At 69.2% G+C, this 16,772-nt stretch carries 17 protein-coding genes; 9 read left to right on the forward strand and 8 right to left on the reverse strand.

Annotated elements, in window-relative coordinates:
- Positions 1-4: 4 nt before the first annotated feature.
- Together ACFRAQ_RS12725 and ACFRAQ_RS12730 are read right to left on the reverse strand one after the other, a co-directional pair.
- A complete protein-coding gene (locus tag ACFRAQ_RS12725) occupies positions 5-694 on the reverse strand; it encodes a class I SAM-dependent methyltransferase (RefSeq protein ID WP_379098182.1) in 690 nt (229 codons plus the stop codon).
- Positions 695-731: 37 nt separating this feature from the next.
- Entirely contained in the window at positions 732-1,379 is a 648-nt protein-coding gene (locus ACFRAQ_RS12730) for a TetR/AcrR family transcriptional regulator (protein WP_379098185.1), read from the reverse strand.
- A 120-nt stretch (positions 1,380-1,499) separates the two neighbouring features.
- Here ACFRAQ_RS12730 and ACFRAQ_RS12735 point away from each other — a divergent pair, with 120 nt between their 5' ends.
- Positions 1,500-2,786: an oxygenase MpaB family protein gene (locus tag ACFRAQ_RS12735; protein ID WP_379098188.1), complete on the forward strand. Its 1,287-nt coding sequence runs from the start codon at positions 1,500-1,502 to the stop codon at positions 2,784-2,786.
- Positions 2,787-2,799: 13 nt separating this feature from the next.
- On the forward strand, positions 2,800-3,864 hold the full coding sequence (locus ACFRAQ_RS12740) for a lipocalin-like domain-containing protein (RefSeq protein WP_379098191.1): 1,065 nt from the start codon (positions 2,800-2,802) through the stop codon (positions 3,862-3,864).
- Positions 3,865-3,895: 31 nt separating this feature from the next.
- Here ACFRAQ_RS12740 and ACFRAQ_RS12745 read toward each other — a convergent pair whose 3' ends face one another.
- The 4 genes from ACFRAQ_RS12745 to mptB form a co-directional block, all read right to left on the reverse strand.
- The gene (locus ACFRAQ_RS12745; RefSeq protein WP_379098194.1) at positions 3,896-4,873 is read right to left on the reverse strand and encodes a heme A synthase; all 978 of its coding nucleotides are present in this window, start codon (positions 4,871-4,873) and stop codon (positions 3,896-3,898) included.
- A gap of 96 nt (positions 4,874-4,969) precedes the next feature.
- On the reverse strand, positions 4,970-5,752 hold the full coding sequence (locus tag ACFRAQ_RS12750; protein ID WP_379098197.1) for an ABC transporter permease: 783 nt from the start codon (positions 5,750-5,752) through the stop codon (positions 4,970-4,972).
- A complete protein-coding gene (locus ACFRAQ_RS12755) occupies positions 5,749-6,681 on the reverse strand; it encodes an ABC transporter ATP-binding protein (protein ID WP_357287611.1) in 933 nt (310 codons plus the stop codon). The genes ACFRAQ_RS12750 and ACFRAQ_RS12755 overlap by 4 nt, the downstream gene beginning before the upstream one ends.
- The gene (mptB, locus tag ACFRAQ_RS12760) at positions 6,678-8,360 is read right to left on the reverse strand and encodes a polyprenol phosphomannose-dependent alpha 1,6 mannosyltransferase MptB (protein WP_357287607.1); all 1,683 of its coding nucleotides are present in this window, start codon (positions 8,358-8,360) and stop codon (positions 6,678-6,680) included. Before mptB ends, ACFRAQ_RS12755 begins: the two co-directional genes overlap by 4 nt.
- Before the next feature lie 164 nt (positions 8,361-8,524).
- Between mptB and ACFRAQ_RS12765 the strand changes: the two genes are divergently transcribed.
- From ACFRAQ_RS12765 to ACFRAQ_RS12785, 5 genes are all read left to right on the forward strand, one after another.
- Complete coding sequence (locus ACFRAQ_RS12765; protein ID WP_379098201.1) at positions 8,525-10,678, forward strand: MMPL family transporter; 2,154 nt, start codon at positions 8,525-8,527, stop codon at positions 10,676-10,678.
- Between the two features lie 133 nt (positions 10,679-10,811).
- On the forward strand, positions 10,812-11,081 hold the full coding sequence (locus ACFRAQ_RS12770; protein ID WP_213556139.1) for a metal-sensitive transcriptional regulator: 270 nt from the start codon (positions 10,812-10,814) through the stop codon (positions 11,079-11,081).
- 24 nt (positions 11,082-11,105) lie between these two features.
- Positions 11,106-11,342: a DUF2892 domain-containing protein gene (locus ACFRAQ_RS12775; protein ID WP_379098205.1), complete on the forward strand. Its 237-nt coding sequence runs from the start codon at positions 11,106-11,108 to the stop codon at positions 11,340-11,342.
- A complete protein-coding gene (locus tag ACFRAQ_RS12780) occupies positions 11,342-11,737 on the forward strand; it encodes a DUF302 domain-containing protein (protein WP_379098208.1) in 396 nt (131 codons plus the stop codon). The genes ACFRAQ_RS12775 and ACFRAQ_RS12780 overlap by 1 nt, the downstream gene beginning before the upstream one ends.
- Before the next feature lie 92 nt (positions 11,738-11,829).
- Entirely contained in the window at positions 11,830-12,423 is a 594-nt protein-coding gene (locus tag ACFRAQ_RS12785; RefSeq protein ID WP_379098210.1) for a TetR/AcrR family transcriptional regulator, read from the forward strand.
- A gap of 12 nt (positions 12,424-12,435) precedes the next feature.
- Here the strand turns inward: ACFRAQ_RS12785 and ACFRAQ_RS12790 are convergent, their stop codons facing one another.
- On the reverse strand, positions 12,436-13,332 hold the full coding sequence (locus ACFRAQ_RS12790) for a sigma-70 family RNA polymerase sigma factor (RefSeq protein ID WP_379098213.1): 897 nt from the start codon (positions 13,330-13,332) through the stop codon (positions 12,436-12,438).
- A gap of 29 nt (positions 13,333-13,361) precedes the next feature.
- Between ACFRAQ_RS12790 and ACFRAQ_RS12795 the strand changes: the two genes are divergently transcribed.
- Together ACFRAQ_RS12795 and ACFRAQ_RS12800 are read left to right on the forward strand one after the other, a co-directional pair.
- Positions 13,362-13,799 (forward strand): DoxX family protein, encoded by a 438-nt coding sequence (locus ACFRAQ_RS12795; protein ID WP_379098215.1) that lies wholly within the window; start codon positions 13,362-13,364, stop codon positions 13,797-13,799.
- A gap of 73 nt (positions 13,800-13,872) precedes the next feature.
- A complete protein-coding gene (locus tag ACFRAQ_RS12800; protein WP_379098217.1) occupies positions 13,873-15,615 on the forward strand; it encodes a pyruvate dehydrogenase in 1,743 nt (580 codons plus the stop codon).
- A gap of 78 nt (positions 15,616-15,693) precedes the next feature.
- Here the strand turns inward: ACFRAQ_RS12800 and ACFRAQ_RS12805 are convergent, their stop codons facing one another.
- Positions 15,694-16,692: a CAP domain-containing protein gene (locus ACFRAQ_RS12805; RefSeq protein ID WP_379098218.1), complete on the reverse strand. Its 999-nt coding sequence runs from the start codon at positions 16,690-16,692 to the stop codon at positions 15,694-15,696.
- Positions 16,693-16,772: the final 80 nt, after the last annotated feature.

The following is a 16,772-nucleotide window of genomic DNA, read 5'->3' on the forward strand; positions in this document are numbered from 1 at the left end:
CAGTTCAGCGTCGAGAATCGGCGGTCGCCGCAGCCTCGGACGCGTAGTGGGAGGTCACCGCCTCCTGACCCGTGTAGTTCGGCCCCGCGGACGGGTCCGCGCCCAGGTAGTGGAAGTCCCACCGGGGCGTGCCGTGGCCGGTCCGGGTCAGACGGTGGGTTCGTGCGGAGTAGCTGAAACCGTTGTGACGCAGGGCTGTCGAGAGCCGGCGGCCCAGCGGGGACCCGGTGGCATCGCGAATCGCGGTGGCGTCGAAATTGATCGCGAGGTGGCCGTCGGGCGTGAGCCACGACGACATGCGGCTCAGCGCGTCGAGTTTGTCGCCGACGTAATGGATGGCGTGGACGCTGGTGATCAGGTCGATCGGGGCGTCGGGCTCCCAGGACAGGACCGAACCGGTGACCAGGTCGACGCCGGGTCGAGGTGTTCCGCCGAAGTAGCCGACCAGGTCCAATCCGGTGATCCGGGTGTGCCCCGACAGGGCCTCCGCCGCCTCGAAAAGCGCTAGGGCGCTGCCGCATCCGACATCGAGCCAGCGCTGTGGGCCCGGCCGTGCGCTCAGCCAGGCCGAGGGGTCGAAGCCGAGTTCGCGGCGGTAGGCGGGGAGGCGGCGGTCGCGGTTCATGGCGGAGTTCGCCACTACCGCAGTCCGTTCCAGGTGGGCGTCGTCGAGCAGGTCGGGCACGCTACCCATCTTGCCGGGTGTGGATGGACGTCGACCAGCCGCTCGCTCAGCTCCGTTCGGGTGCGGTGAGCAGCGCCAGGACCGTGTTGATCTGTTCGGATGTCGGGGTCGGCAGGCTGTCGTGGCCGTGGATGAAACCGATGCCGAGATAGACCATCGCGCCCGCGCGCAGCCGGGCGGCTTCGGCGTCGAAACCGAGTTCGGCCAGGGCGGATTGGATGACCTGGAAGATGCGGCGGTCCAGTTCGCGCACGGCGTCGGCGACCTGCGGGCGGGTCCGTGACCACTCGCGCACCGTGGCCTCGACCAGCCAGTTGCGTTCGACGAGCAGCGCGCCCATCGCTTCGATGCGCTGCTCCACCGGAATCGAGTCGACCGCGGCGAGGTCGGCGATCACCCGGGCCTGGGTGGTGATCCAATGGTCGGCCATGGCTTCCTCGAGCCGGCCGATGTCGTCGAAATGCCAGTAGAAGCTGCCCTTGGTGACCCCGAGTTCCGCGCACAGGCGCGGAATGCGCAGCGCGGACGGTCCTTCGCGGGCCAGCAGGGCCAGCGCGCCGTCCACCCAGTCCTCGTAGGAGAGCCGGGGGGTGCGGCCTCCGGTGCGTGCGGTGGTCGCCGAATCGCGCTGCTGTGTTTCGGCTTTCCGGGACCTGCGCGGTGTGGCGGCCGCGCGCGGTGGCTCGGCGGTCATCGGGGCCTGTTCATGGTTTGCACTCCTCGATCGTAGAAGGCGGATTCCATACTTTAGGGTACCGATTCCATACTTCGGAGTATGGTGTGATCCGTTCAGGATCGGATCGAAAGGATCCTCATGTCGGTGGACACTCCCTTGCCTCCCACTGCTGACCAGTCCGTTCCGGCGCGCTGCCCGACCGCCTTCCGCTATTGGGAAGGCCGGAACACGCCCGCCGCCAAGCGTTTCGAACGCGTTCTCACCGCGCTCACCGGCCGCGGGCCGTTCCCCACCGATGCGCAGGCGAGCGCCTTGTGCGAGGACCTGTTCACCGGTGACCCGGTCGCCGAACGCTTCGTGGCCGAGGTGATACACGGCGAGGCCGGGCCGCGGGCCGGGCGCGCCATGCTCGACACCGCGCTCGCCTCGGGCCTCGATGCGGTGCCCGACGCGCCCGCGGCCATGCGGGAGCTGTTCGCCGAGTTCGACACTCGTCCCGCCTGGGTGGACCCGGACCTGGTGGAGCAGGGCGCGGCCATCTGGCGGCGGTGGGGCACCATGCTGTTCAGCTTCGCCGGCGCCGAGACCCTGGAGATGTACACCGAGGCGGCCGTCGCCACCCCGCTCTCGCTGGCCGGCGGATACGCCGGGGACAGCGCGCTGCGGCGCTTCCTCGAGACCTGCCGCTTCTGGATCGACGTCTCCCAGCCCGGCGCGCTGCTGACACCCGGGTCCGCCGGCCGCGCCACCGCGATGAAGGTGCGGGTCATGCACGTCTCGGTGCGGGCCCGCGTCGCCGGACATTCGGAATGGGACACGCAACGGTGGGGGTTGCCGATCAGCCAGACCTACCAGCTGCTGACCCTGCTCGGCGGCAGCGTCACCCCGGCCCTGGGCCTGTGGCTGCTCGGCTATCAGACCACGCCCTCGGAAATCCGTGCGCTCCTGCACTTCCAGCGCTATCTGGGCCATCTGCTCGGCGTGCGGGTGCGCTGGTATCCCGAGTCGATCGCCGACGGCCTGCGGGTGCTGGCCATGACGATCGTCGCCAGATCCTACGACGCGGGAGCCCACGGCGCGGAGCTGATCGAATCGTATCCGGCGGCGTTCGCACCGCGTGCGAATCAGCATGGGCTGCAACGTGTGCGCGCCGCCTACGGCTACCGGATCAACTCCGTCTACGCGGCGATGTACATGGCCCCCGGCACCCGCCGCCGCTACCGCATGCCCGCGGTGTTCCCGTGGATTCTGGTGCCGGTGGCGCGGTTTCCGCTGATCACCGCGATGGAAGTGGCGCGGCGGACCTGCCCGCCGTTCGCGCGGCTGCACGAGCGGGTCATGGTGCGCCACCGCGAGAACTGGTACCGCGCCCAAATGCTGGGCCGGGAAGCGCAATTCGACGCCACCGGCGCGTTGCGGCGCTGAAAGGAGCCGGACAGTGACGAGTATCGGGATCACCGAGGTCTGGAACGGGCCGGGACGTCGCGACGGCGTCCTCACGACCGTCGAACCCCATCACAACGGATGGCATCCATCGCCGAGCCGAATGGCGTTCGAGCACTGGTACTTCGACGCGCAACTCGACAGCGGCCACGTCGTCGTCGGCTTCCTCATCAAACGCCGCCCGGAGGACCTGCCGTGGGCGCGGCCCTGGGTCGAATTGATCGTCTACACACCCGACGGCGACCGGCTGCAGACGTCCAAACGGTATTCGCCCGCGGCGACCAGCTTTTCGGCCGACCGGTGCGATGTGCGCATCGGCGACAATCGTGCCTGGTCGGAGGTCGCCGCCGACGGGCTGCCCAGGCATCACGTCCGCCTGGCCGAAGACGGCCTGGCCTTCGAGCTGACCTTCGAGAACGAGACGCCCGCGTGGATGCCGGGCAAGGGCGAGACTCGCTTCGCCGGTGGCGAGAGCTTCGGGTGGGTGGTCGGCGCACCGCGTGCGAGAGTGCACGGCACGCTGGAAATCGATGGGCGACGGTCGACGGTGACCGGCCGCGGCTACGCCGACCACAACTGGGGCGCCGGCGATATGAAACGCATCATCGACCGCTGGCATTGGGGTCGGCTCTACACCGACGACTACTCGTTGCTGTACGCGCAGGTTCTGACCCAGCCCAGGCAGGGCTCGCACGCCATCGCGCCGTTGATGCTCGCGTGTCGGGACGATGTCGTGTTGTCCACGGGCGAGGCGGTTCTCACCGAGGGGCCGAAACGCCACGACCCGATCGCCGGGCGCGACTATCCGGAATGGATCGAGTTGCGTGTACCGGACCAGCTGGATCTACGCCTCACCGTCGACGCGGTCATCCACGCTCACGACCTGCTCGACGACGTCCCGCTCGTGCGATCGCGTGCCCTGCGCCCGCTCCTGCACAGGCTCATCGGCCACCCGGCCTACTTCCGGTTCCGGTCCACCTTCGAGTTGACCGTCCACAACGCTGGCGCGCCCTACCGCGAATCCGGCACGACGCTGCACGAACTCGTCGCCCTGCGCTGAACCGCGCGGCAGGCGATCGAGCGTGCGAGACCTACGCGGCGCTCTGGCCCGCCGGAATCGGAGCCGAGGCGGGCAGCGGTTCGCGGGTGCGCATCGCGGCCCACAGGGCGGCGGTGGCGGCGATGCAGGCGGCCGCGCCGCCCACGTGGACGACGACCAGCACGGCGGGCACGTGGGTGAAGTACTGGACGATGCCGACCAACGCCTGCCCGCACACCAGCGCGATCACCAGAATCATCCGCTGACGAAGGGTCTTGTTCATACCGATCGCGGCCAGCCCGCAGGCCAGTCCGACCAGCAACGAGAGGTAGGCGACGAGAAGTTCGGCGTGCAGGTGCACCAGGGTCACGATCTCGACCTGGAGGCGCTCGACCTGTCGCTCGGCGCTCTTGTCACCCGCGTGCGGGCCCGCGCCCGTGACCAGGGTGCCCGCGATCAGGGTGGCGGTCATCGCGACACCGCTCAGGGCGGTGAGCAGCCGCAGCGGTCGCGGCACCCGCACGGTGTCGATGCCGTCGTCGGGTTCGCCGACCTTGGCCCACAGCAGCGTGGCCAGCCACACCATCAGCATCGACGCCAGCAGATGCACCGCGACCGTCCACCACAGCAGCCCGGTGCGCACGGTGATACCGCCGATCACGGCCTGCAACACGGTGCCGCCCGGCATCAGCCACGCGTAGATCTGCACCTCGCGGCGCCGCCGCGCCCGGGTGACCGCGAGCACGATCGCCGCGGCGGCCAGCGACACCACGAAAGTCAGCATGCGATTGCTGAATTCGACGACCTGATGCACCACCGGCACCTCGGCCACCGCGGTCGGCACGAAGCTGCCGGGGAAGCACTGCGGCCAGGTGGGGCAGCCCAGGCCCGAGGCGGTGACGCGGACGACCGCGCCGGTCACCGAGATTCCGGCCTGGGACAGGATGACCAGGAAGGCGATGAGCCGCTGCACCCGCAAGGAGGGCATCGGGAACAGGTCGGCAAGTCGCTGGAAGGCGCGAGACAGCACGCACCGATGGTAGCGGGGGCGTATTTCGCCCCCTCACCCGCCCTACTACAACGTGTCGTTAAACACCCGGTCGCGGACCGGGTTTCGCGGCCCGCCTCAGTCGAACTTGAAGAACCGGGTGGCCAGCCACCCCGCGAGACCACCCCACCCCGCGAGCACCGCCAGCCCGTACCAGTCGACGCTGGTGCGCATCGCCCGATCCAGACATTCCGACAGCGCCCCGGACGGAATGATCCGCGCGATCACGCTCACCGCGCGCGGCAGATCGTCGGACATGAACACCAGGCTCGCGGTCCCGAGCATCACGAACCACAGGATGTTGGCCAGCGCCAGCACCACCTCGGCCTTGAGCGTCCCGCCCAGCAGCAGCCCCAGCGCCGCGAAGGTCGCGGTCCCGAGCCCGATCACCACCGCGCCCAGCAGCAGCCCGCCCAGCGACGGCCGCCAGCCCAGCGCGGCCCCGATGCCGCCCAGCAGGATCGACTGCAACACCACCACGATCAGCACGGCCGAGCATTTGCCCGCGACGATGCCCCACCGCGGCAGGGGAGTCGCCCCGAGCCGCTTCAACGCCCCGTATCGCCGATCGAAGCCGACCGCGATGGCCTGCCCGGTGAACGCGGTCGACATGATCGCCACCATCATCACCGCGGGCACGACCCGATCCACCCGATGCTCGCCCAGCCCGCTGACCGGCAGCAGCGTCAGCCCGATCAGCAGCGTGATCGGAATGAACATGGTGAGCAGCAGCTGTTCCCCGTTGCGCAGCAACAGGATCAGTTCCATGCGGGTCTGCGCCGCCAGCATCCTCGCGCGCGTGGTCGGCTGGGGCGCGGGGGAGAAGGTGCCCGCCGCGAATCGGTTCTCGGTCTCGGTCACCCGCGCAGCTCCCGCCCGGTCAGTTCGAGGAACACGTCTTCCAGCCGGCGCTGGTCGATGCGAATGTCGGTGGGCAGCACGTCGATTCGCGCGCACCACGCGGTCATGGTGGCCAGCACCTGCGGGGTGATGTCGCCTTGCAGCAGGTAGGAGCCGGGCGCGGTCTCGCGCGGGGTGAACCCTTCCGGCAGCGCTGCTTCCAGCAGCGACAGGTCGAGTTTCGGGGGCGCGGTGAACGCGAGTCGCCCCTCGGCGCCGTGCGAGGTGACCTCGGCGGGCGTGCCCTGGGCGACGACCCGTCCGTGGTCGATGATGACCAGCTGGTCGGCGAGCTGTTCGGCCTCGTCCATCATGTGAGTGGTGAGCAGGACGCTGACCCCGTCGCGGCGCAGCGCGTCGATGAGCTCCCACACCAGATGCCGCGCCTGCGCGTCCAGTCCGGCGGTCGGCTCGTCGAGGAACACGATCTCGGGCCGCCCGACCAGCGCGCACGCCAGCGCGAGCCGCTGCTGCTGCCCGCCCGATAGTCGCCGATACGGCGTCCGGCGAGCGTCCTTGAGCCCGAGCGTGTCCAGCAGCCAGGCCGGGTCGAGCGGATTCGCGGAGTAGGACGCGACCAGATCGAGCATCTCCCCGGCCTTGGACCCCGGATACGCCCCGCCGCCCTGCAGCATCACCCCGATGCGCGGTCGCAGCTGATCGGAGTCGGCGATCGGGTCGAGCCCCAGCACCCGCACGCTCCCGGCGTCGGGAGACACGAACCCCTCGCACATCTCGGTGGTGGTCGTCTTGCCCGCCCCGTTGGGTCCGAGCAGGGCCAGCACCTGCGCGCGTTCGATGTCGAAGCTGATGCCGTCGACCGCGGTGGTCTCGCCGTAGCGTTTCACGACGCCGTCGACGCGTACGGCGGGTCCGGATGCTGCGGTCACGAGGACACACCGTAAGGCGTGGGCTGCTGTGACCGAGCCGACACCCCCGGCTGATTGCGCCACGGCAGCACATTTCGGGTGAGGAAGATCAGGGAGCCGCCGACGATCAGGGTGGCGATGGCCGATTCGACGATCTGGAAGACGTAGAAGTCGGCGCCGCGCGGCATCACCATCACCGAGACGATCACCGACAGGACGACCGCGGGGACCCGGAAGGCGGGGCGGTTGGCCCACGCGGCGAGGGGGACGATCGCCCACAGTAGGTACCAGGGTTGGACTACCGGGAACAGCAGCACGATCGCGCCGAGTGAAACACCCAGTGCGCCGATCGGATTCAAGCGTCCTGTCCAGGCGGCGATGAGCATGCGCAACGTCACGAAGCCCGCGACGGATTCGGCGATGGGCCGGGTGATGTCGAGCAGCGCGGTGGTGTGGTCGCCGAGCCCGAGCAGCACCCCGCCGAATCCGGTGATGATCCCGATCGCCGTTGGCAACGACAGGTAGCTGCGCACTGCGGTTGCGGTGCCTACGGTATTGACCCACCCGAACCCCAGACCGCTGGCGAAACTCACGAACAGTGTCGTAACCAGCGCGACCGAGCCGAGTACCGCACCCGCGAGCAGCACCTGTTTGAGTCCGCGCCCCCAGCGCCGGGCCAGCGCCATGCCCACGAATCCGAGGCACACCAGCGAGGTGATCTTCACCGCCGACGACAGTGTGATCACCACCGTGCCGAAGATCAGCAGCGCCCACGCCCGCCGATCGAACTCCGGTGAGTCGTCGATGGCCCGCAGGCAGAACTCCAGGCCCGCCAGCATCAGGCCGAGCATGAGCGCGTCATTGTGCACGCCGCCGACCAGGTGGAACAGCACCAGCGGATTGGCCGCGCCCAGCCACAGCGCGCTCACCGGCGCGACCCCGCAGCGACGCGAGAGCCGCGGCAGCGCCCACACGATCAATGCGACGCCGGCCAGCGCGAGCGCCCGGTGCAGCCATACGCCGAGCACGATGTTGTCGCCGGTGATCTGCGCGATCCCGCGACCCATCCAGAGGAACAGCGGCCCGTAGGGCGCGGCGGTGGAGCGCCAGATATTGGGCACGTTGTTGGTCAGCACATTGTCGAGCCCGAGCCCGTCGACCGGCCCCACCGAATACGGGTCCAAGCCGCGGTTCGCGATCTCGCTCTGCGCCAGATACGAATACACGTCATTGCTGAACATGGGCGGCGCGACGCTGAGCGGAATGATCCACAGCAGCAGCGTCCGATCCATCTGCGAGCGGCTGAGCCGGTGCCGCGGATCCCCGCCCCATCCGCCGACCGCGAAGCGTCCCAGCAGCAGCCACGCCATGATCACCAGGACGGTGCCGATCATGCACATGGCCAGCGTGGAGGTGCCGGCGCGGGCGAAGAAGCCGAGCACCCGCAGCCCGGAGGTCGGGTTCTGATGCACCGGCTGCGCGCCGACGCCGAGTGCCGAGATCGCCATGATGACCGCGCCGGTCGCCCCGAGCAGCCGGATTCGCATCAGCTGCAGGGTTTCTCGCCGGTCCAGGCCGGGCACGTCGTGGTCGACGCTGTGCAGCACGGCGACGGTGTGATCGGCGGCGGGGACGTCCAGGCCCAGGGCCCGGCGTCCGATATCGATGACTCTGCGCCCCGCGCCTTCCGCTACCGCCACAGGACCGAAGCCTAGTCCGGAGCCGCGGGTCGGCCGCCGATCGCATGGCCGTAGCGGGGGGTCGAGGGTGTGCCCGATGGTTGCCGTCGGTCACACCCGCTTGCTTCAGATACCCCTGGGGGTATAGTCGTGACATACCCCTGGGGGTATGGAAGGAGTCTCAGATGCGAAGTACGACAGTCGGCGTCGCCGACGCTTCTCCGAGCACGGCCGCCCCCGGCGGTCTCCTGGGCCGCCTCGGCGCGGTCATGGCCGACCGCGCCCGCTGGGTGTTCGGCTTCTGGCTGATCCTGTCGGTGGCCCTCGGCGCGGCCGCGCCCTCGGTGTTCGACTCCCTCGCGGGCGCGGGCTGGCAGGCCGACGGCTCCGAATCCGTGCAGGTCCGCGACCTCGCGCAGGAACACTTCGGCGGCAACTCGGCCGCCGCCGTGCAGGTCGTGATCCACTCCGACACCGCAACGATGGACAGCCCCGACGCGAAGCGTTTGGTCGCCGGCGTCACCGCGGTCCTCCAGGCGGACAGCCGTTTCGGCGCGATCGTCCCGCCCACGCCCGGTCAGTCGGTGAGCCGTGACGGCCACACCGGCATCCTGCTGGCGGGCGCGAACGCGAGCACCGACGACATGGTCACCGCGGTCACCGACCTCGGCCCGACACTGAAGGACGCCGCCGCCGACGGCTTCGACATCTACCCGACCGGCGCCTCGGCGCTGTGGAGCGACTTCAACAAGGCCAACCACGACGCCATGATGAAGGCCGAGATGTTCTCCTGGCCGGTCACTCTGGCGATCATGGTGCTGGCCTTCGGCTCCCTGGTGGCCGCCGGTCTGCCGCTGCTGTTGACCCTCACCGGTCTGGTCGCCTCCGCGGGCGGACTGGTCCTGCTCAACCAGATCACGCCGATCTCGGTGTGGGCCATGAACTTCGCCATGATGTTCGCCCTCGCCTTGGGCATCGACTACGCGTTGTTCCTGGTCTCGCGCTTCCGCGACGCGATCCGCGGCGACACCCCGCCGCGCACCGCGGTCGCGGTCACCATGGCCACCGCGGGCAAGGCGGTCCTGCTCTCCGGCCTGACCGTGCTGGTCAGCCTGTCGGCGGTGCTGGTCGTGCCCGCGCCGGCCGTGCGCACCATGGCGGTCGGCATCATGTTCGCGGTCTCGTTCGTCCTGCTGGCGACGCTGACCCTGCTGCCCGCTGTGCTCGGCGCGCTGGGCAAGCGGGTGAACGCGGGCTCGCTGCCGTATGTGGCGCGCCAGCAGCATCGTTCGCCGGTCTTCGCCCGGTGGGGGCGGTTGCTGCACCGCCACCCGTGGCCGTTCGCCATCGGTTCGCTGCTGGTGCTGATCGCGCTCGCGATTCCGGTGACGAGCCTGAAGGTGGCCATGCCCTCGATTCAGGTGGTGCCCGCGGATTCGTCCGTGCGCCAGGGCTACGAATTGGTGCAGCGCGAATTCGGGCTGGGCGCACCGGGCATGCTGCAGATCGTGGCCCCGGTCTCGGACGCCGCCGATGTCACCCGAATCGCGGCCTCGGACAGCCGGATCGGCATGGTCTCGCCGCCCCAGCCCGCGGGCGACGGCAGCGGACTGGTCCTGATCCAGGCGACTCCGAGCGTCGATCCCTCTGATCCGGCCATGGGCGACATCGTCGACTCCCTGCGCACGGCCCTCCCGGCCCACGCGTTGGTCGGCGGCGCGGTCGCCGAGAACCTGGACCTGCAACAGGCCTTGAACGACTACCTGCCCCTGGTCGTCGGCATCATCCTGGTGCTGGGCTTCCTGCTACTGCTGGTCGCCCTGCGCGCCCCGCTCATCGCGCTGCTCGGCGCGGGCGTCAGCCTGCTGTCCACCGCGGCCGCGTTCGGCGTGGCGAAGCTGGTGTTCCAGGACGGTCACGGCGCGAGCCTGCTCGGTTTCACCCCGCAGGGTTTCCTGGACGGCTGGGGCCCGGTGTTCTTCTTCGCCATGATCTTCGCGATCGCGATGGATTACACGGTCTTCCTGCTGGCCACGGCGAAGGAGCATTACGAGCGCTCGGGTGATCCCGCGGTGGCTCATATCGACGGCATCGCCCATTCGGGCCGGGTGATCGCGGCCGCGGCGGCGGTCATGGTGGCGGTGTTCTTCACCTTCGCCCTGGCCGATCCGCTGCCGCCGAAGGAGATGGGCATCATTCTCGGCGTCGCCGTGCTGCTGGACGCCGTGCTGATCCGCCTGATCCTGCTGCCGGTGCTGTTGCGCCTGGCCGGGCATGCCGCCTGGTGGTCGCCGCGCTGGTTGCGCAAGGTGCTGCCGGACATCAGCTTCGCGCACTGAGATAGCAGCGTCGCGGATATCGGCGTCGCGCACTGAACGGTGGGGGCCGTGGGAAAACGGTGAGCCCGCTCTCACGGCCCTCGCATACCCCCAGGGGTATGATGGAGTCATCGAACTCAGGGAAGGAACCCTCATGATCGGCGACGAAGACAGCATCGCATTGGTCCTCAACCGCCTGCGCCGCGCACACGGCCAGCTCGCGGGCGTGATCTCCATGATCGAGCAGGGCCGCGACTGCAAGGACGTGGTCACCCAGCTCGCCGCGGTCTCGCGGGCGCTGGACCGCGCGGGCTTCAAGATCGTCGCCACCGGTCTGCGCGACTGCCTGACCGGCGAACAGGCCGAGGGTTCGGAGCCGATGACGGTCGAGGAACTGGAGAAACTCTTCCTGGCGCTCGCCTGACGCCGGGATCGAAAGGAAGTCATGATGACCGCGACCCGCCGCTGGACCATCGACCGCATCGTGCCGGTCCTGGCCGGGACCATGGTGCTGCTCAGCATCGCGCTGGTGCTCGCGTTCTCGCCCTGGTGGCTGCTGCTGACCACGTTCGTGGCGGCCAACCTGCTGCTCTACGGGTTCGTCGGCTGGTGCCCGGCGACCCTGCTCCTGCGACGCCTGGGGGTGCCCCGGACGGGCAGCCCCGCAACGGAAAGGACCGCGTGATGACCCTCGCCCTGTCGACCACCCTCTACACCGATTTCGCCACCGCGGTGGAGCGCACCCGGAAGGCCCTGTCCGAGCAGGGTTTCGGCATCCTCACCGAGATCGACGTCACCGCCACCATGAAGCAGAAGCTCGACGCCGACCTGGAGGATTACCTCATCCTGGGCGCCTGCAACCCGCCGCTGGCCCACGCCGCCCTCGAGGTCGACCGCCAGATCGGGCTGCTGCTGCCGTGCAATGTGATTGTGCGCGAGGACCGTTCACACGAGGGCGCGGTGCTCGTCGAAGCCATGGACCCGCAGCTGATGGTGCAGGTCGCGGGCGATCCCGGGCTGAAGGAGGTGGCCGACACCGCCGCCGCCAAGCTCGGTGCGGCCATCGCTGCCCTGGGCTGATCCGCCGGATCCGGGCCGCTGAGGCCCGGTAGCTCCACTGCCCGAACACGATTCGCCCTGCCGGTGTCGGACCCCGCTCATACTCTGGATGAATGGTGTCCGATTCGAAACGGCGAATCGAGGCGGCCGCGGCCGGGTTGCTAGCCCGGCACGGCTACCACGGATTCGGGCTGAAGAAGTTGAGCGAGGCGGCGGGGCTGCCGTATGGGTCGATCTACCACCACTTTCCGGGCGGCAAGGAGGAGATCGCGGTCGCGGCCATCACCGGCACCGGGGTGCTGGTCGGCCGCATGATCCGGCAGGCGCCCGGCGATGTGTTCGATACCGCGGCAACGCTGTTCGATTTCATGGCCGGGAAGCTGGACGAGACCGACTGGACCACCGGCTGTCCGGTCGGCACGCCCGCCCTGGACGGCGGCAGCGACGTCGAATCGGTGCGCACGGCGTGCGTTTCGGCATTCGATGCCATGGGGCGCGGCTTCGCCGAACTGCTGATCGAGCTGGGGCTGGAGCCGGGAGAGGCGCGGGGCCTGGCCACCACGGTGGTCGCGGCCTACGAGGGCGCGACCATCCTGGCCCGGGTGCGGCGCACCGACGAGCCGCTGCACACGGTGTCGGAGTCGATGGCCCGGCTGCTGCGCCTGAGTCTCGCCGAAGCCGTTGCCGTCGAGGCGCATTCACCCTGAGGGGCTCCCCGATCACGCGGTGAAATCAGGCACCGTGAGCCGCAGGCGGGCCAGCACCTCCGGCTCGGCGATCACGTCGATGGCGGTGATCCGCTCGGCGGTGATGGTGAAGGCCATGACCTCCGGCGATTCGCCGTGTGACACCACGAGCGCGCCGGGCCGCCCATCGATCAGAATGACCGCCGAGAACTCCTCGCGCCGCGCGAACCCGGCCGCCAGCCGGGCCACCACCCGCGTGCCCTGCGCGGTGACCGGCACGGATCCGGGCGCGGCCACCCGGTCGGCGGACACCATGATCTCCGGATCCAGCACGGTCAGCGCCGCCTCGATGTCTCCGGCCCGGACCGCGGCCAGGAAGGCCCGCACGATCCGGTCCTCCCGCAGCGCCTCGGGCCGCAGCCCGTCGCCGTCGTCGAGCACCCGGCGCCGGGCTCGGCCGGCCAGCAGTCGCGCCGCGTTCGGCGTCCGGTCCAGGATCTCGCCGATCTCGTAGAACGGCACCGCGAACATGTCGTGCAGGACGAACGCGACCCGTTCGGCGGGCGGCAGTCGCCGCAGCAGCACCAGTACCGCCCGTTCCAGTTCGTCGGTGAGGATCGCCCGGTCTTCCGGGGTTTCCAGGATCGCCGCCTCGGGAAACGGCTCCGGCGCGCCGGGCCCGAGCGGGAACCGGTCGTCGACCCGACGGCCGCGCAGCACGTCCAGGCAGATCCGGGAGAGCGCGGTGGTGAGCCAGCCGTCCAGATTGCGGATGGTGTCGATATCGGTGCGGCTCAATCGCATCCACGTGTCCTGCACCGCGTCCTCGGCCTCGCCGGACGCGCCGAGCATCCGGAAGGCCTGGGCGGTCAGGCGGGCGCGCCGCCGCTCGAATCGGGCTGCGGGGGATCCGGAGTCGCTGACCGACATATTTCGTGCTCGCCGAACGTCGCGGTGACATGACTACACACACCATCGTCACACGAATCGTTCCCGACCGCGCCTTCCTCTACTGGACCTCGACTGTGCTGGTCGCCGCCGAACTGGTGGTGGGCGGCTGGTGGGATGTCGCCCGGACCGCGAATGTTCGCGAGGTCGTGGCGGCACTGGGCTATCCGACCTATTTCCTGGTCATCCTGGGCGTCTGGAAGCTGCTCGGCGCGGTGGCGCTGCTGGCCCCGCGGCTGCCGCTGGTGAAGGAGTGGGCCTACGCCGGGACCTTCTTCGTCTATTCGGGAGCCATCGCCTCGCACCTGACCACCGGGGAGAAGCTCATCGAGGTGCCGATCCTGCTCGTCATGGCCACATTGACTGCCGTCTCCTGGGCGACCCGTCCCGCCGATCGCCGTTTCATCCCTGGCAAGCCCGCGGTAACGGACGAAGCGGCAACCATCTAGCTACCCGACGGCCCGAATTCGGTTACAGTGACCTTCGATCATGCTCGGTCTCGGCACGGCGAACGGAGCGATGATGGGCCGCAACTCGGTTGCCAGTCAATTGGTGGACGCCCTCGTCGCCGCCGGCGTCCAACGGGTGTACGGCCTGGTCGGCGACAGTCTGAACCCCTTCGTCGACGCGCTGCGCCGCACCGAGGGCATCGACTGGGTGCACTGCCACAACGAGGAGAGCGCCGCCTTCGCCGCGGGCGCGGAATCGGTCCTCACCGGACATCTCGCCGTCTGCGCGGCCAGCTGCGGACCGGGCAACACCCACCTCATCCAGGGCCTCTACGACGCGCACCGCAATGGCGCCTCGGTGCTGGCAATCGCCTCGCACATCCCGAGCCGCGAGATCGGCACCGGCTTCTTCCAGGAGACCCACCCCGAACGACTCTTCGTGGAATGCAGCCACTTCTGCGAAATGGTGAGCACCCCGGCGCAGATGCCGCGCCTGGCCACCATCGCGATGCAGACCGCTCTGGGCCGTCACGGCGTCTCGGTCCTGGTCGTCCCGGGTGACGTGTTGAGCGCGGACGCCGAGAACCGTGGCCGCCCCTCGGATCTGGTGACGTCCGCGGCCACCGTGGTCCCGCCCGCCGAACAGGTCGACCGCCTCGCCGAAGCCATCAATGACGCCGACACCGTCGCGCTGTTCGCGGGCGCGGGTGTCCGTGGCGCGCACCCGCGGGTCATGGCCCTGGCCGAGCGCGTGCACGCCCCGATCGGCCACGCCCTCGGCGGCAAGGAGTGGATCCAGTTCGACAACCCCTACGACGTCGGCATGAGCGGCCTGCTCGGCTACGGCGCGGCCTACGAGGCCACCCACGAAGCGGATCTGCTGATCCTGCTCGGCACCGATTTCCCCTACGACACGTTCCTGCCGCAGGACGGCCGGGTCGCCCAGATCGACCGCGACCCCGCCCGCATCGGCCGCCGGGCGATCGTCGACGTCGCCGTGCACGGTGACGTGGCCGCGACCATCGACGCGGTACTGCCACTGCTGCACCAGAAACCGAGCCGCGCCTTCCTCGACGACATGCTGCGCCGCCACGCCTCATCCCTCGAGAATGTGGTCGACGCCTACACCCACGACATCGACCACCACACGCCCATCCACCCCGAGTACGTCGCGTCGCTGATCGACGAAATCGCCGACAGTGACGCGGTTTTCACCGTCGACACCGGCATGTGCAATGTCTGGGCCGCTCGTTATCTGACCCCCAACGGCCGCCGCCGCATCATCGGCTCCTGGCGGCACGGCACCATGGCCAACGCGCTGCCGCACGCGATCGGCGCGCAGTCGGCCTTCCCTGGGCGGCAGGTGATCTCGCTGTCCGGCGACGGCGGCCTGGCCATGTTGATGGGGGAGTTGCTGACGGTCTGGCGGCACCGGCTGCCGGTGAAGATCGTGGTGTTCAACAACTCCACCCTCGGCATGGTGAAACTCGAGATGCTCGTCGACGGCCTGCCCGACTACGGCACCGATCAGGAGCCGGTGAACTACGCCGAGATCGCCGCGGCCGTCGGCATGCCCGCGATCCGGGTCACCGACCCCGCTCAGGTGCGGGGCGCGCTGACCAAGGCCTTCGCCGAGCCCGGCCCGATGCTGGTCGACGTCGTCACCGATCCGAACGCGCTATCACTGCCGCCGAAAATCGATGCCGCACAGGTGAAGGGCTTCGCCTTGGCGGCCGGCAAGATCGTGCTGGCGGGCGGCGTCGGTCGCATGGTCGACATGGCCCGCTCCAACCTCCGCAACATCCCGCGCCCGTAACGAGCGCGCAGGTCGTGTCAGGTCTTGTCCACGGGCCCGGCGCGCATACTGCGCCGCACCGGGCCTGGTCGGTGCGGACTACTTGTCCCAGAGGGCGGCGTAGCGCATCGTGCCGTTCACCATGTACTTGCTCAGGTGCTCCAGCTTGTAGCCCTGGTTCGACAGCTGCGTCGCGGTGGCGTTGTAGGTCGCGAGGTCGATGTCGTGCCGGGCTTCCCACGCTCGGCCGTCGGTCTTCTCCCAGATGGCGACGAAGCGGGAGGAACCGTTGACCTCGTAGCCGTTCACCAGGGTCGGCCGGTAGCCCTGCGCTTTGAGCTGGTCGAAGGTCGCCTGGTACTGGGCGGAGGTCAGGCCGTGGCGGGCCTGCCAGGCGCGGCCGTCGTTCAGCACCCAGGTGCTGGAGTAGCGGGGATCGCTGCCGCTGGTGGCGGTGATGTCGGTGAGCCGGTAGCCCGTGGCGGTCAGCTTGTCGAATTCCGCCTGGTGCTGCGCGCCGGTCAGGTTGGATCGGGTTTCGGTGAACTTCACGTGGGTGCCGTTGTCGACCGTGGTCCCGCCGGCGTTGAAAGTGACCGTCCAGAACTGTTTTCCGTTCTTGTAGATCGCCGAGACGCCGACGTTCTGCAATGCGCCGTCCAGGATGATCGCCTTGTGCGTGGGCGAGTTCTTCCACCAGGTCATGGCGTCGGACGGGGTGACATTGGTGCCGTAATAGTTGATCTCCGCGATCTTGGACGAGTTCGCGGGGACACCGCACTGGGCGAACCGGGTCTTGATGTCACGACCCAGCGAGTCCACGTGGTTGGCCGGTGCCACACCACGATTCGCGCTGTCATTGCCGGCCCACTCCGACGGGCGCGCCATGGTCTCGCTGTACGTCAGGGCCCGCAGGCCCGCGTCGGTGCGCATCGTGTTGATGGCGGTGAAGACTTCGGGCTCTTCACCATTGAGTTTGAGCGCGGCACTGTCGACATCGCAGTGGGTGAACGTCTCGGCGTGGGCGGCCGGGAGGGCGAACAGGCTCACGCCCGCGGCGACTGCCAAGGCTGCTGCGGCGGTGGTCTTGATGTTCACGGGGCAGTCCTTGTGCTGGTTGGAGGAGGTTCGCACAAAGGGTCCCGCCGCCCGCGAATGGATTTCTAATGACGGACCAA

The organism is Nocardia sp. NPDC056611, from assembly GCF_042792755.1.
GTDB lineage: Bacteria > Actinomycetota > Actinomycetes > Mycobacteriales > Mycobacteriaceae > Nocardia.

Coding starts and splice junctions, on each gene's coding strand:
- ACFRAQ_RS12725 (WP_379098182.1), bottom strand. CDS start 694: ATGGGTAGCGTGCCCGACCTGCTCGACGACGCCCACCTGGAACGGACT.
- ACFRAQ_RS12800 (WP_379098217.1), top strand. CDS start 13,873: ATGGGCCGCAACTCGGTTGCCAGTCAATTGGTGGACGCCCTCGTCGCC.
- ACFRAQ_RS12730 (WP_379098185.1), bottom strand. CDS start 1,379: ATGACCGCCGAGCCACCGCGCGCGGCCGCCACACCGCGCAGGTCCCGG.
- ACFRAQ_RS12790 (WP_379098213.1), bottom strand. CDS start 13,332: ATGTCGGTCAGCGACTCCGGATCCCCCGCAGCCCGATTCGAGCGGCGG.
- ACFRAQ_RS12780 (WP_379098208.1), top strand. CDS start 11,342: ATGACCCTCGCCCTGTCGACCACCCTCTACACCGATTTCGCCACCGCG.
- ACFRAQ_RS12735 (WP_379098188.1), top strand. CDS start 1,500: ATGTCGGTGGACACTCCCTTGCCTCCCACTGCTGACCAGTCCGTTCCG.
- ACFRAQ_RS12775 (WP_379098205.1), top strand. CDS start 11,106: ATGACCGCGACCCGCCGCTGGACCATCGACCGCATCGTGCCGGTCCTG.
- ACFRAQ_RS12765 (WP_379098201.1), top strand. CDS start 8,525: ATGCGAAGTACGACAGTCGGCGTCGCCGACGCTTCTCCGAGCACGGCC.
- ACFRAQ_RS12770 (WP_213556139.1), top strand. CDS start 10,812: ATGATCGGCGACGAAGACAGCATCGCATTGGTCCTCAACCGCCTGCGC.
- ACFRAQ_RS12795 (WP_379098215.1), top strand. CDS start 13,362: ATGACTACACACACCATCGTCACACGAATCGTTCCCGACCGCGCCTTC.
- ACFRAQ_RS12785 (WP_379098210.1), top strand. CDS start 11,830: ATGGTGTCCGATTCGAAACGGCGAATCGAGGCGGCCGCGGCCGGGTTG.